We start from the raw sequence: 13623 nt of genomic DNA on the forward strand, positions 1-13623 counted from the left end.
GTATGTCCTCGGCGCCGCCTACGCGGTCTGGTGCGCCAGCAGGGCCAACGCTGCGATCAGGACCGCGAGCAGGGCGATCAGGGCCATCGGGTTCATGCCCGCGAAGGGGCTCTCCTGCTCCAGCCGCTCACGGTTCGCGCGGCACACCGGGCACCGGCCCTCGCTCACGGGTGCCGCGCAGTTTGCGCACACCAGGCGGTCGTACGTCATGCGCGTCACCCTTCTTGCGAATACGTTCCACGGGGAGAACGCCTCCGGGGCGGAGAACGTTCCCCTCCCTACTGTGCCAGGTTCCGCTGGGGGTCGCCTGTGCGCTGCCGAAGGGTGGGTTACCAGGTCGGCACAAAACCGCCCATCCGATACGCAACCCGAACCGGCGCCTGCGCTCGCGCACCCGGTTCGCGTATGGTCACGCTCATCTACCCCCGGCCTACCGTGGTGCATCCGTGATCCGATTCGACAACGTATCCAAGGTCTACCCCAAGCAGACCCGCCCCGCACTCAGGGATGTCTCCCTGGAAGTGGAGAAGGGCGAGTTCGTGTTCCTCGTGGGGTCCTCCGGCTCCGGAAAGTCCACCTTCCTGCGGCTGGTGCTCCGCGAGGAGCGGACCAGCCAGGGGCAGGTGCACGTCCTCGGCAAGGACCTCGCGCGCCTGTCCAACTGGAAGGTGCCGCAGATGCGGCGCCAGCTGGGGACGGTGTTCCAGGACTTCCGGCTGCTGCCGAACAAGACCGTCGCCGAGAACGTGGCCTTCGCGCAGGAGGTCATCGGCAAGTCGCGCGGCGAGATCCGCAAGTCCGTGCCGCAGGTGCTCGACCTCGTCGGGCTCGGCGGCAAGGAGGACCGGATGCCCGGCGAGCTGTCCGGCGGTGAGCAGCAGCGCGTGGCCATCGCGCGGGCCTTCGTGAACCGGCCCAAGCTGCTGATCGCCGACGAGCCCACCGGCAACCTCGACCCGCAGACCTCCGTCGGCATCATGAAGCTGCTCGACCGGATCAACCGGACGGGCACGACCGTGCTGATGGCGACGCACGACCAGAACATCGTGGACCAGATGCGCAAGCGCGTCATCGAGCTGGAGAAGGGCCGCCTCGTCCGCGACCAGGCACGCGGCGTCTACGGCTACCAGCACTGACCGCCGTTCGTAGAGTCCCCGGAAAGGCCTGAAGAAGACGCCATGCGCGCCCAGTTCGTACTCTCCGAGATCGGTGTCGGTCTCCGTCGCAACCTGACGATGACCTTCGCCGTCATCGTCTCCGTCGCCCTGTCGCTCGCCCTGTTCGGCGGGTCGCTCCTGATGAGCGACCAGGTCGGTGCCATGAAGGGCTACTGGTACGACAAGGTCAACGTCTCGATCTTCCTCTGCAACAAGAGCGACGCCGAGTCGGACCCCAACTGCGCCAAGGGCGCGGTGACCGAGGACCAGAAGAAGGACATCCTCTCCGACCTGAAGAAGATGTCGGTCGTCGAGACGGTCATCCACGAGTCGCAGGACGAGGCGTACAAGCACTACAAGGAGCAGTTCGGCGACTCCCCGCTGGCCGCGTCCCTCACCCCGGACCAGATGCAGGAGTCGTACCGGATCAAGCTGAAGGACCCGGAGAAGTACCAGGTCATCGCGACCGCCTTCAACGGCCGTGACGGCGTGCAGTCCGTGCAGGACCAGAAGGGCATCCTGGACAACCTCTTCACGATGCTGAACCTGATGAACCGGGCCGCGCTCGGCGTCATGGCGCTCATGCTGATCGTCGCCCTGCTGCTGATCGTCAACACGGTGCGCGTCTCGGCGTTCAGCCGTCGGCGGGAGACCGGGATCATGCGGCTGGTGGGCGCGTCCGGCTTCTACATCCAGGCGCCGTTCATCATGGAGGCCGCCGTCGCCGGTGCGATCGGCGGCGGGCTCGCCTGTGTCTTCCTGGTGGTCGGCCGGTACTTCACCGTCGACCACGGCATGGCCCTGGCCACGAAGCTCAACCTGATCAACTTCGTGGGCTGGGACGCCGTCCTGACGAAGCTGCCGCTCATCCTGGCCGCGAGCGTGCTGATGCCGGCGTTGGCCGCGTTCTTCGCGCTGCGCAAGTACCTGAAGGTGTGACACATGCCAAGAGGGCCGTACGGTCAACCGGCCGTGCGGCCCTCTTGCGTTGTCCTAGACTCACCGGCATGTCGGGCCGAGATCTGTTCTGTCAGCCCCGCCGCATCGGCCGCGGGGCGGCCCTGACATTGGTGTTCGCGAGCGTGCTGGTGGCCGGCGCGGCGACCGGTTCCTTCCCCGAGGCCGACGGCGGCGACCGGAAGTCCCCGTCGGACACGGCCCGTTCGGCAGCCCCCGCCGGTCACCACGAGGACGTGACCGAGGCGGCCGAGGAGGCCCTGGCCGACGGCAAGTCCCCCACCGAGGCCGCGGAGCGTGCCGTCAGCCGCAGCGGGGACCGCTGGGGAGCCGTCTACTCCCGGGGCGAGTACGAGGAGTTCGAGGAGGCCCTCGACGGCCGGTACACCGGCGTCGGCCTGTGGGCGCGGCGCGAGCGGGACGGCCGTATCGAGGTGACCCGGGTGAGCTCGGACTCGCCCGCGGCGGCCGCCGGGATCCGTGAGGGCGACCGGCTGCGCACTGTCGACGGGGAGCGGGTGGACGGGCATCCGGTCACCGAGGTGGTCTCTTTACTGCGCGGCGACGCCACGGACGCGGCCGCCGGTACGGCGGTCCGGCTGGGCCTGGAGCGCGGCACACACGCGTGGACGCGGACCGTCCGGCGAGCCCGGCTGTCCACCGACTCGGTCGCCGTCCGAGAACTCGCCGGCGGGATCACCGTCATCAGGATCGACTCGTTCACCAAGGGCGTCGGGGACGAGGTCGGTGACGCCGTACGGGACGCTCCGGCCGGCGGCGGGATCATCCTCGACCTGCGCGGGAACTCCGGCGGGCTGGTCACCGAGGCCGTCACCACGGCGTCCGCCTTCCTCGACGGCGGACTGGTGGCCACCTACGACGTCGACGGGTCGCAGCAGGCGCTGCACGCCGAGCCCGGCGGGGACACGAGCAGGGCGCTGGTCGCGCTGGTCGACGGCGGCACGATGAGCGCGGCCGAGCTTCTCACCGGGGCCCTTCAGGACCGGGGGCGGGCGGTGGTCGTGGGGTCGCGGACGTTCGGCAAGGGGTCCGTGCAGATGCCCAGCCCGCTGCCGGGCGGGTCGGTGGCCGAGCTGACCGTGGGGCACTACCGGACTCCGTCGGGGCGAGGGGTCGACGGGCGGGGGATCACGCCTGATCTGGAGGCGGACGACCGGGGCCTTCAGCAGGCGGAGAAGGTGCTCGGGGGGCTGGGCGACTAGACGGTCGCCCCCGGGCCCGACCGTCCACCGGATAAGCACTGGTCTCCGCCCCCCTCCCTGGTGCGAAAATGGCAGCACTATGAGCAAGGGAATGTACGTACCGAAGGAGTCCCAGCCGAAGCAGGGTGGCGGGGGCGGCAAGGCACAGGACGGCGAGAAGGGCGGCAAGCGGAAGCTGGTCGCCCAGAACAAGAAGGCCCGGCACGACTACGCGATCATCGACACCTACGAGGCCGGGATCGTGCTCACCGGGACCGAGGTGAAGTCGCTGCGTCAGGGGCGCACCTCGCTGGCCGACGGCTTCGTCCAGATCGACGGCGGTGAGGCGTGGCTGCACAACGCCCACATCCCCGAGTACAGCCAGGGCAGCTGGACCAACCACTCCGCGCGCCGCAAGCGCAAGCTGCTGCTGCACCGCGAGGAGATCGACAAGCTGGAGACGAAGGCCCAGGAGACGGGTCACACGATCGTGCCCCTCGCCCTGTACTTCACCAATGGCCGGGCCAAGGCCGAGATCGCCCTCGCGCGAGGCAAGAAGGAGTACGACAAGCGGCAGACGCTGCGGGAGAAGCAGGACCGCCGGGAGTCGGACCGCGCGATCGCGGCGGTGAAGCGCAAGGAGCGGGGCCAGTAGGCCGGACCGCCCGGAATACGGTGGCATCGGCGTACGTTGGTCACGTACGATGGTGTCAACACCGGCCGCGGTCGGTGGGCGCATTGAAAACAAAACATGGGGATGATCGGTTTCGACAGCGGCTGTTGAGGCAGGGGAAGCGTGTCGAGGAAGCGGCAATGATCTCGTAAACCATATGTCGCAACCAATAATCGCCAATTCCAAGAGCGATTCCCGCGCCTTCGCCCTCGCTGCCTAATAAGCAGTGAGTGAAGGCCCTAACGGGTGTCAGCCCGGGAGTGTTCCCGACCCGGATCCTGGCATAATCTAGGGGACTAAACCATTGAGCCCGGTCACGGGGTTCAATGGGAAACCAAACAGTGACTGGGCCCGTCGGCGACTTGTTCGCGTGATCGCCGGGGCCGAGAAAATCGCAGCGAACTGCACACGGAGAAGCCCTGGTTCTGCACCGTTGGACGCGGGTTCGATTCCCGCCATCTCCACTCGCCTCTTCCGGGAGGCAACCCCATGTGGGCGAAGGCCCCGCAGCTTCACGGCTGCGGGGCCTTCGTCATGTCCTGTCCTGACCAGGGCAGCCCCGGGCTTCACACGTTTCCCACAGGTAACCCACAAAACTCTTCGAAGTAAGGGGTCAACCAACAGTGCAGCGCTTCACCGAGTTCGAGTTCGGTGTCCCCTGGGTGATGGGCTTCTTCCATCAGGACTGGATCTACGACGGGCCCACGGCCGCCGATGTCGTCGCGAAACACCTGGAGGAGGAGAGCGACGAGGAGGTCCTGGCGGTACAGCGTGATGCCCGGGCCCTTCTCGACCACCTTCCCTCAAAGACGCTGGAGGTGCTGTGGACGGCCGGGACGCAGTACATACCGAGCTTCGAGCGGATCACGGGTGCCGAGTGGACGCGGACGGTCATCGACCTGTGCGCGTCGCGGCTGGCCGCGAAAGCGGACGTGCGCCCGCTGGCCGGAGCCGATATCGAGGACGGCATCGCCCACCGGGACGCGGTCGTCGCCGAGATCGAGCGGGTGGAGTTCCTGGACGCCGAGGTGCGCCGCGCGCTGGTCGAGTGCGCTCGCCGCTGCACTCCGGACCTGGCGTTCCGGGTGCTGCTGAAGGCCGTCGTGTACGCCCCTGACGGTTCGCTGTCCTCGGCCCAGTACCAGCGGATGGAGGCCGTCGGGTCGGCTCTCCACTACGGCGAATTCGTCGTGGACAGCGTCAGGTTCCTGGTCGAGGAGCCGTAGGTTCCGGCGGGGAAGGCCCGTACTCGACCGAGTGCGGGCCTTCTCCGTGCCGCCTCGGGTCGCGGGTCAGGAAACCGTCCGCCGCCCCGTACTCGCCCGCTCCGTCATCCGAGGAGGCAACAACGTCGACTCCGGTACGGTCGTCCCGTCCAGCTTCTTCATCAGGAGCTCCACGGCCCGCGCGCCCACCTCCGCCGAGGGCAGCGCCACCGAGGTGATGGGGACGCGGACCGACTCGGCGAGTTCGTCGGGGCAGATGGCGGTGAGGGACAGGTCGGCCGGGACGCGTAGGCCGAGTTGTTCGAAGGCGTCGAGCAATGGCTCGAGCAGGGCCTCGTTGTGGACGACCACTCCCGTCAACGCGGGCTGTTCGCGCAGGAGTCGCTCGGCGACCTCGCGGGCCGCGCCGGGCTCGCAGGGGTGCACGGCCGACGACATGCCGCTGCGGTCGGCGGCGGCCGTGAAGCCCTGGACCACCCGCTGGGCGAAGGCCGTCCGGCGCACGTACACCTCCGGCGGGGAACCGACCAGGGCCACCGACCGGTGACCCAGTCGTGCCAGATGCTCCACGCACGCCTCGCCCGCCGCCCTGAAGTCGAGGTCGACGCAGGTCAGGCCCTCCGGGGAGGCGGGGAAGCCGATGAGCACGGACGGCAGGTCCAGGGACCGCAGCAACGGCAGCCGGGGATCGTCCAGTTGGACGTCCATCACGATCAGCGCGTCGACCAGCGCCGTGTCCGCGACCCGCGTCAGCCCGTCCTCACCCTCCTCCTGGGTGAGCAGCAGCACGTCGTGGTCGTGGCGGCGGGCGGTGGTCACCACGGACACCGCGAACTGCATCACGGTCGGGACGTGGATCCCCGGCCGCAGGGGCACGACCAGGGCCAGGACGTTGGACCGTCTGCCGGCCAGGGCGCGGGCGCCCGCGTGCGGGCGGTAGCCCAGTTCGCGGATGGCCGCCTCGACCCGCTGCCGGGTCTCCTCGGAGATCGGGCGCTTGCCGCTGAGGGCGTAGGAGACGGTGCTGGGGGAGACCCCGGCCCGCCGCGCCACATCCGTGATCTTCACCATCAGCCCAGCTCCAGGGAGAGGAAACCGGTGCCGGCCCGCGCCCGCGCCGCCCTGTCCCCGGCCGCCAGGCCCCAGGACGCCGAAGGGTCGGTGCAGGACGCCCGCAGCGTGTCCCCTTCGCGTACGACGGTGAAGACGGCCTCGCCGACCCGTACCGTGACCTGTTCGCCCCGCCCGAGGCCGTACGCCCGCAGGGTCACCCCGTCGGCGTGGTCGTAGTCGGGCCGGTCGTCCACCGCGCCGACCGGGATCACCGCGCCGGGCCGTACCAGCAGTGGCACGCTCATGAAGTCGTGCTTCTCGCGCACCCAGCGCGGTCCGGTCACCGTCTCGCCGGTCACGAAGTGGGTCCAGGTGCCTTCGGGGACGTAGTAGGAGATCTCGCCCTCGTCGTTGAACACGGGCGCGACCAGCAGGTCGGGGCCGAGCATGTACTGGCGCTCCAGGTGCGCGCACCCGGGGTCGTCCGGGAACTCCAGGACCATCGCCCGCATCACCGGCACGCCCTCGGTGTGGGCGGTGTGCGCGGCCTCGTAGAGGTAGGGCATCAGCTGCAGTTTGAGGCGGGTGAAGTGCCGCAGTACGTCGACGGATTCCTCGTCGAACAGCCACGGCACGCGGTAGGAGGAGCTGCCGTGCAGGCGGCTGTGGGAGGACAGCAGGCCGAAGGCCAGCCAGCGTTTGAACAGAGCAGGGGTCGGGGTGCCCTCGAAGCCGCCGATGTCGTGGCTCCAGAAGCCGAAGCCGGACAGGCCGAGGGACAGGCCGCCGCGCAAAGACTCCGCCATCGACTCGTACGTGGCCTCGCAGTCGCCGCCCCAGTGCACCGGGAACTGCTGGCTGCCCGCCGTCGCCGAGCGGGCGAAGACGACCGCCTCCTGTTCGCCGCGGTGCTTGCGCAGCACGTCGAAGACGGTCCGGTTGTAGAGGTAGGTGTAGTAGTTGTGCATCCGCTCCGGGTCGGAGCCGTCGGACCACTCCACGTCCAGCGGTACGCGTTCGCCGAAGTCGGTCTTGAAGCAGTCCACGCCCTGTGCGAGGAGCGCCTCCAGCTTGGAGGCGTACCAGTCGCGGGCGGCCGGGCTGGTGAAGTCGACCAGGGCCATGCCGGGCTGCCACAGGTCCCACTGCCAGACGCTGCCGTCGGGACGCCTGAGGAGATGGCCGAGCGCCTTGCCCTCCGCGAACAGGGGCGAACGCTGGGCGATGTACGGGTTGATCCACGCGGAGACCCGCAGACCGCGCTCGTGCAGCCGGGCCAGCATGCCCTCCGGGTCGGGGAAGACCCGCGGATCCCACTGGAAGTCGCACCAGTTGAACTCGCGCATCCAGAAGCAGTCGAAGTGGAACACGGACAGGGGGAGTTCGCGTTCCCGCATGCCCTCGATGAAGGACGTGACGGTCTCCTCGTCGTACGACGTCGTGAAGGACGTCGACAGCCACAGGCCGAAGGACCAGGCGGGCGGGAGGGCCGGGCGGCCGGTGAGGGCCGTGTACTTGCGGATGATCTCCTTCGGGGAGGGCCCGTAGATGACGTAGTACGTCAGCTCCTGGGTCTCCGCGCTGAACTGGACGCGTGACACGGCTTCCGAGCCGACCTCGAAGGAGACCTTGCCCGGGTGGTCGACGAAGACGCCGTAGCCCGCGTCCGTGAGGTAGAACGGGACGTTCTTGTAGGCCTGTTCGGTGGCGGTGCCGCCGTCGGCGTTCCAGATGTCGACGACCTGGCCGTTCTTGACCAGCGGCCCGAAGCGTTCGCCGAGGCCGTAGACCGAGGTGCCCACGCCGAGGCCGAGCTGCTCGCGCAGGTAGTGGGCGCCCGAGGCGTCCCGCATGATGCCCATGCCCTTGGGGCCGCTGCCGGTCAGCAGCCGGCCGTCCGCGAGGAAGTCGACCTGCCAGGTGTCCGTGCGGGCCACCCGGACCGACAGGGCGCCGGAGGTGAGGGTGGCGTGCTCCTCGTCGTACTCCGTGTGCGCGGTGAAGTCCTCCTTACGCACCTCGAACTGGGGGCCCTGCGGCTGCTCGCCCTCGAAGTGGGTGAAGGTGACGCCGATGACGTCGGGTATCGGGGCATGGGCGCTGATCGTCACGACCGGTCCCTTCAACAGGTCGCCGCGGCGGCGGATGGGCTGGGTCGGCGCGAGGATGTCCAGCCGGCCGTCCGCTGCGGCGACCTCGTGGACCTGGGCCGGATGCGCCGCGGTGACGCCCTCGCGCAACAGCCAGTAGCCGTCGGTGAACTTCACTTGCTACCTCCCGGGATGGTCTGGCTTCCTGGCCGGGGAGTCTCCCGAAACGCAAGACGCTTACACGGTGATGCCGGTAGCGTGTAAGCGTGAAGCGGCAGGTGAAGCGGGCGTTCAAGTACCGCTGTTATCCCAGCAGTGAGCAAGCGGCGGAGCTGACACGCACCTTCGGTTGCGTTCGCTATGTGTACAACTGGGCCTTGCGGCTTCGCTCGGAGGCGTACACCCTGCGCGGGGAGCGGGTCGGTTATCCGGCCACGGATCGCGCATTGACGGTGCTCAAGGCCGGCGAAGAGGAGGCCTTCCTGCGCGAGGTGTCCTCGGTGCCGTTGCAGCAGGCTCTGCGGCATCTTCAACTCGCCTTCCAGGCGTTCTTCGACAAGCGGGCGAAGTATCCGCGGTTCAAGTCGCGCAAGAGGTCGCGTCCTTCGGCGACCTACACGAGGGCCGCCTTCCGCTGGCGCGGTGGTGAACTGTTTCTGGCCAAGATGAGTGACCCGCTCGCCATTGTCTGGTCCCGGCCGCTGCCTGCGGAGGTCCAGCCGTCCACTGTGACCATCTCCCGAGATGCGGCGGGACGCTGGTTCGTGTCCCTGCTCTGTGAGGACGCCGTAACAGCCGAAGAAGCCACAGGTCGAATTGGAATCGATGCGGGAATCACCAGTCTGCTCACCCTGTCGACTGGTGAAAAGATCACGAATCCGAAGCAGGAAAAGCGCGAGCGAACCCGGTTGGCACGGGCACAGCGTGAACTGGCGCGCAAGCAGAAGGGGAGTAAGAATCGGGAGAAGGCTCGGCTCAAGGTCGCACGGGTGCATGTGCGCATTGCCGACCGGCGCAGGGATCACTTGCACAAAGTGACTACTCGTCTCGTTCAGGAGAACCAACTGATCGTGATCGAGGACTTGACAGTGCGGCACATGCTCAAGAACCGGAGACTCGCGCGTGCGATTTCGGATGCGTCGTGGGCCGAATTGCGGAGCATGCTGGAGTACAAGTGTGACTGGTACGGGCGGGAACTGATCGCCGTTGACCGCTGGCACCCAAGCAGTAAGGCATGCTCGGGTTGCGGCCTCATCCGTGAGCATCTTCCCTTGAACGTCCGTGTTTGGACGTGTGAGAGCTGCGGCGTGACCCACGACCGGGACACGAACGCGGCACGTAACCTTTTGGCCGCCGGGCTGGCGGTGTCGGCCTGTGGAGCCGGTGTAAGACCTCAACGGAAGATCCTTCCGGACGGGGCGGTCGGTGGTGAAGCAGGAAGGCTTCGAAGGAGCGTCGCGTAGCGTCGCGGAGTCGGAGCGTCTCCTCGGAGAGAGGAGAGATGTCAATTCACGGCACCCACGGCAGGCGGTCATTTGACCGCTCCCACGGCGATACCGCGGGTGAGGGTTCGCTGGAAGACGAGGAAGAACACGATCGCGGGGAGGACGCCGAGCAGGGCGGCCGCGTTGGTCATCGTGGCGTCCATCAGGCGCTGGCCCTGAAGGACGCCGAGAGCCACCGACACCGTCTGGTTGTCGTTGGAGATCAGCATGACCAGGGGGAGCAGGAACTCGTTCCAGGTCCAGATGAAGAAGAAGACCAGCAGCACGCCGAGGGTGGGACGGCTGACGGGGACGACGATCCGCCACAGCACCTGCCACTTGTTCGCGCCGTCGATCCGGGCCGCTTCCAGGATCTCGCGGGGGAACTGGCCGAGCACCGCGGAGAGCAGGTACGTGCCGAACGCCGCCTGGATCACCGTGAACACGATGATCACGCTCAACCTGGTGTCGTAGAGGCCGACTTCCTTGCTCAGGTAGTAGACCGGGTAGACCAGCGCCTCCTGCGGCAGCATGTTCGCCAGGACGAAGAAGGCGAGGACCCAGGTGCGGCCCTTGATCCGGCCGATGCCGATCGCGTAGGCGTTGAGGACCGACAGGACCACGGCCAGTACCGCCACCGAGCCGCTGATCAGTACCGAGTTGAGGAGCTTCCGGCCGAAGTCGACGCGTTCCCAGAAGTCCTCGATGCCGTTCGTGTAGAAGCCGTCGGGGAGGCTCAGGGGGCCGTGCTGGGCGTACTCGGTCGGGGACTTGAAGGCGTTGACCGTGACGATGAGGAAGGGCACGACCATGAAGAGCGCAGCTAGGCACAGGGCGATCAGGACCGGGTAGCGGCGCAGGGCGGTGGTCATGAGTCGGTCCTCTCCTGGAGCCGCAGACCGATCAGGGAGAGCGCGAGGATGAGCACCGTCAGCACGGTGGAGATCGCGGCGCCGTAACCGACCTGCGTCTTCTCGAAGAACGTGGTGAAGGAGAAGTAGGAGGGCACGTCGGTGGCGCCGCCGGGCCCGCCCTTGGTCAGGACGTACACCGCGCCGAACACCTTGAGCGCGGCGATCGAGCACCAGGTCAGGACGACGTAGATCTCCGGGCGGACCTGCGGCAGCGTGATGTGCCAGAAGCGGCGCCACCAGCCGGCGCCGTCCAGCTCGGCCGCCTCGTACAGCTGTGGGTCCACGCGTTGCAGGCCGGCCATGAAGACGACCAGCGGGAAGCCCAGTTGGACCCAGACCATGACGCCCATGACGCTGTAGAGGGCGAGATCGGGGTCGCCGAGCCAGTCCTGCTGCCAGCTGCCGAGGCCGATCGCTTTGAGGAGGGCGTTGAGGGAGCCGTTGTCGGGGGCGAGGATCCAGCTCCAGACGATGCCGGCGACCGCGATCGGCAGGACCTGGGGGAGGTAGAAGCAGGCGCGCAGGACGGCGGCGATCCGGGTGCCGAAGTGCTTGCCGACGTAGTCGAACAGGGCGGCGGCCAGGACGAGTCCGAGGACCGTGGGGATCGCCGCCATCGCGACGACCATGAACAGGCTGTGCCGGAAGGACGCCCAGAACTCGGAATCGTCCATCAGCTCGCGGTAGTTGGCGAGCCCCGACCACTCGGGGGAGCCCACGCCCTGCCAGTCCGTGAAGCTCACGTACGTGTTCATCACGAACGGCAGGACGATGATCGCGAGGAAGGCGAGGGCGCCCGGCAGGAGGAAGAGGGTGTAGGAGTCGCGCGGGCGGCGCGGCGGCCGGGGGGCGCTGCCCTTGCCGACCGACCGCGCACCGCGTTCGACGGTCGCCGTCATTGCTTCGGCGCGCCCTTGTCGTAGGCCTCCTGGAGATCGCTGAGGTAGCCGTCGGGCTTCTCGCTGCCCGTGATCAGCTTCTGGGTCTCGGAGACGAGGACGTCGTAGAAGCCGGGGACCGCCCAGTCGGGGTAGAAGGCCAGGCCGTCGTTCTTCGAGAGGGTGTTGAAGTCGTCGATCAGGGTCTTCGACTGCGGGTCGGTGATGGCGGAGGCGTCAGCCGCGACCGGGACACCGCCGGAGTTGCCGAGCAGGTTCTGGATCTTCTTCGACATGGTGATGTCGATGAAGTCGTAGGCGAGGTCCTTGTTCTTCGAACCCTGCGGTACGACCCAGAGGTTGCCGCCGGAGCCGAGGGTGAGCTGCGAGTCTGGCCAGCGGAAGGTGCCCCAGTCGAACTTGTTGTCCGTCTTGCAGCGGCCGTACCACCAGCTGCCGGAGAACAGGATCGGCGTCTTGCCGGAGGTGAAGGAGACACCGGCGGCCTCCTCGTTCTGGCCGCTGGAGGACTTGCTGAAGTAGCCCTTCTTCACCCAGTCGGCGAAGGTCTGGGCGCCGTAGGTCCAGGCCGCGTCGTGGAAGTCGGTCTTGCCCTTGTAGAGCTGGTAGGCGTCGACCCACGAGCGGTCGGCCTTCGACAGCGCCAGCTGGTAGAGGTACTGCTGGGCGGGGTAGGCGGCGCCGCCGTTGGCGAGGGGGGTGACCTTGTTGTCGACGAACTTGTCCATCGCGGCGGTCAGTTCGGCGCGCGTCTTCGGCTCGGCGATGCCGTACTTCTTGAAGAGGTCCTTGTTGTAATAGACCATCGTGTACTCGGCGTAGTTGGGGACGCCGTACCACTTGCCGGAGCCCATCACGCCGTTGGTGTCGTAGAGGCTCGTCGTGCGGACGCTGGGGCTGAGCTTCTTGTCCCAGCCGCGCTTGGTGGCCTCTTCCGTGAGGTCGGTCAGCAGGCCCTGCTTGGAGAGCAGGCCCGCGGTCGCGTTGCCCTTGTTGTACTCCATGAGGTCGGGCGCGTCCGAGGAGTTGAGGACCATCGGGGCGGTCTTCTGGATCTGGTCGAAGCTCTTCTCCTCGAACTCCACCTTCACACCGGGGTGCGTGGCCTCGAACTCCTTGATCGCCTCCTTCCAGGCGATGCCCATCGCACTGTCCGGGCCCTCGTAGTGCCACAGCCGCAGTGTCTTGCCGTCGGAGGACCCGCTGTCGGAGTTTCCGCAGGCGGTCATCAGCAGCGATCCGGTCAGGACCACCGCGGTCGCCACCACACGCCGTCGTGCCGTCAACATCCCGTACCTCCGGGGAGTCGGATGGTTGCTTCGGGCCGGGCGCCGCGCAGGGGTCGTCGAATCGACTCGATTCGACGACCCCTGTCGAAGCGCTTCGACGAAGGAACGTATGTGTCGGCTTTGAAGGTCGTCAATGGGTTATGCAGGATCGGGTGAAGCGATTCGACGATCCGGCGGTGGGGTGAGGGGGCGACCCTGCTGGTGGGGTCGCTGCGAGGGGGGTGGTGCCTTGGTTCGCGGAGGGTGTGGGGTGCTCGGCGGTTCGGTCGTTGGGTGTGTGTGCGTGCGTGCGCGGTGAGCGGTCCCGGTAGGCGGGGCGGGTGCCGTAGGTCCGTGGCGGTGTGCTGGTTGCGCGCGCGGGTGCGGCCCCGGCGAGCGGGGCGGTCGGGGCGGGGGCGATGCCCTCGCGGATCTCGCGGTTGCTGTGCGCGGGACGTCGTAACCCGCTGGCGGCGTCACGAGCTCGACCGTCCAGCCGTCGGCCGCGTCCCCGCAGGCGTTTCCGCCGGGCAGGTCGGTCGCAGTGAGGGTCGTGCTCTCGTTGGTCTCGTGCAGGTGGGTGTGAGCATCGGGGCCGCCCCCGGCCGGGGGAGGGGTGCCCAACCTTCAAGCTGTCGCCCGGGCTTCCGCAGAACGATCCTGCCGGGCGGGCCGGTCGCAGTGAGGGGCGTGGTCTCGT

The 13623-nt window shown here is 67.9% G+C and carries 11 protein-coding genes, 1 other RNA gene and 1 pseudogene; 7 read left to right on the top strand and 6 right to left on the bottom strand.

Annotated features, from left to right (window positions below):
* Positions 1-18: 18 nt before the first annotated feature.
* Complete coding sequence (locus tag ABZT02_RS27280; RefSeq protein WP_356021742.1) at positions 19-210, bottom strand: hypothetical protein; 192 nt, start codon at positions 208-210, stop codon at positions 19-21.
* 236 nt (positions 211-446) lie between these two features.
* Between ABZT02_RS27280 and ftsE the strand changes: the two genes are divergently transcribed.
* From ftsE to ABZT02_RS27310, 6 genes are all read left to right on the top strand, one after another.
* A complete protein-coding gene (gene ftsE, locus ABZT02_RS27285) occupies positions 447-1136 on the top strand; it encodes a cell division ATP-binding protein FtsE (protein ID WP_007382424.1) in 690 nt (229 codons plus the stop codon).
* A 42-nt stretch (positions 1137-1178) separates the two neighbouring features.
* Complete coding sequence (gene ftsX, locus ABZT02_RS27290) at positions 1179-2096, top strand: permease-like cell division protein FtsX (protein ID WP_007382423.1); 918 nt, start codon at positions 1179-1181, stop codon at positions 2094-2096.
* 68 nt (positions 2097-2164) lie between these two features.
* The gene (locus tag ABZT02_RS27295) at positions 2165-3337 is read left to right on the top strand and encodes a S41 family peptidase (protein ID WP_356021745.1); all 1173 of its coding nucleotides are present in this window, start codon (positions 2165-2167) and stop codon (positions 3335-3337) included.
* Positions 3338-3428: 91 nt separating this feature from the next.
* Positions 3429-3971: an SsrA-binding protein SmpB gene (smpB, locus tag ABZT02_RS27300; protein ID WP_352391203.1), complete on the top strand. Its 543-nt coding sequence runs from the start codon at positions 3429-3431 to the stop codon at positions 3969-3971.
* Between the two features lie 98 nt (positions 3972-4069).
* Positions 4070-4456, top strand: a transfer-messenger RNA (tmRNA) gene (gene ssrA, locus ABZT02_RS27305).
* Between the two features lie 156 nt (positions 4457-4612).
* Complete coding sequence (locus tag ABZT02_RS27310; protein ID WP_356021747.1) at positions 4613-5215, top strand: contact-dependent growth inhibition system immunity protein; 603 nt, start codon at positions 4613-4615, stop codon at positions 5213-5215.
* Positions 5216-5281: 66 nt separating this feature from the next.
* On the opposite strand, the gene ABZT02_RS27315 is transcribed toward ABZT02_RS27310, so the two are convergent.
* Positions 5282-6286: a LacI family DNA-binding transcriptional regulator gene (locus ABZT02_RS27315; protein WP_356021749.1), complete on the bottom strand. Its 1005-nt coding sequence runs from the start codon at positions 6284-6286 to the stop codon at positions 5282-5284.
* Positions 6286-8535 (bottom strand): alpha-xylosidase, encoded by a 2250-nt coding sequence (gene yicI, locus ABZT02_RS27320; RefSeq protein WP_356021751.1) that lies wholly within the window; start codon positions 8533-8535, stop codon positions 6286-6288. The genes ABZT02_RS27315 and yicI overlap by 1 nt, the downstream gene beginning before the upstream one ends.
* Before the next feature lie 89 nt (positions 8536-8624).
* Here yicI and ABZT02_RS27325 point away from each other — a divergent pair.
* Positions 8625-9897, top strand: a pseudogene (locus tag ABZT02_RS27325) (RNA-guided endonuclease TnpB family protein).
* On the opposite strand, the gene ABZT02_RS27330 reads toward ABZT02_RS27325, so the two are convergent.
* From ABZT02_RS27330 to ABZT02_RS27340, 3 genes are read right to left on the bottom strand one after another with little or no spacing between them, the layout of a single operon-like run.
* Positions 9890-10714 (bottom strand): carbohydrate ABC transporter permease, encoded by an 825-nt coding sequence (locus ABZT02_RS27330; protein WP_356021753.1) that lies wholly within the window; start codon positions 10712-10714, stop codon positions 9890-9892. The pseudogene ABZT02_RS27325 and the gene ABZT02_RS27330 overlap by 8 nt on opposite strands.
* Positions 10711-11655, bottom strand: a complete 945-nt coding sequence (locus ABZT02_RS27335; protein WP_356021755.1) for a sugar ABC transporter permease — start codon at positions 11653-11655, stop codon at positions 10711-10713. The genes ABZT02_RS27330 and ABZT02_RS27335 overlap by 4 nt, the downstream gene beginning before the upstream one ends.
* Positions 11652-12944, bottom strand: a complete 1293-nt coding sequence (locus ABZT02_RS27340; protein WP_356021757.1) for an extracellular solute-binding protein — start codon at positions 12942-12944, stop codon at positions 11652-11654. The genes ABZT02_RS27335 and ABZT02_RS27340 overlap by 4 nt, the downstream gene beginning before the upstream one ends.
* Positions 12945-13623 lie beyond the last annotated feature (679 nt).

Source organism: Streptomyces sp. NPDC005402, assembly GCF_040606575.1.
Taxonomy (GTDB): domain Bacteria; phylum Actinomycetota; class Actinomycetes; order Streptomycetales; family Streptomycetaceae; genus Streptomyces.

Excerpts from the sequence above, each read along its gene's own strand:
- ABZT02_RS27335 (WP_356021755.1), bottom strand. The coding sequence starts at position 11,655 with ATGACGGCGACCGTCGAACGCGGTGCGCGGTCGGTCGGCAAGGGCAGC.
- ABZT02_RS27295 (WP_356021745.1), top strand. The coding sequence starts at position 2,165 with ATGTCGGGCCGAGATCTGTTCTGTCAGCCCCGCCGCATCGGCCGCGGG.
- ftsX (WP_007382423.1), top strand. The coding sequence starts at position 1,179 with ATGCGCGCCCAGTTCGTACTCTCCGAGATCGGTGTCGGTCTCCGTCGC.
- ABZT02_RS27340 (WP_356021757.1), bottom strand. The coding sequence starts at position 12,944 with ATGTTGACGGCACGACGGCGTGTGGTGGCGACCGCGGTGGTCCTGACC.
- smpB (WP_352391203.1), top strand. The coding sequence starts at position 3,429 with ATGTACGTACCGAAGGAGTCCCAGCCGAAGCAGGGTGGCGGGGGCGGC.
- ABZT02_RS27280 (WP_356021742.1), bottom strand. The coding sequence starts at position 210 with ATGACGTACGACCGCCTGGTGTGCGCAAACTGCGCGGCACCCGTGAGC.
- ABZT02_RS27315 (WP_356021749.1), bottom strand. The coding sequence starts at position 6,286 with ATGGTGAAGATCACGGATGTGGCGCGGCGGGCCGGGGTCTCCCCCAGC.
- ABZT02_RS27330 (WP_356021753.1), bottom strand. The coding sequence starts at position 10,714 with ATGACCACCGCCCTGCGCCGCTACCCGGTCCTGATCGCCCTGTGCCTA.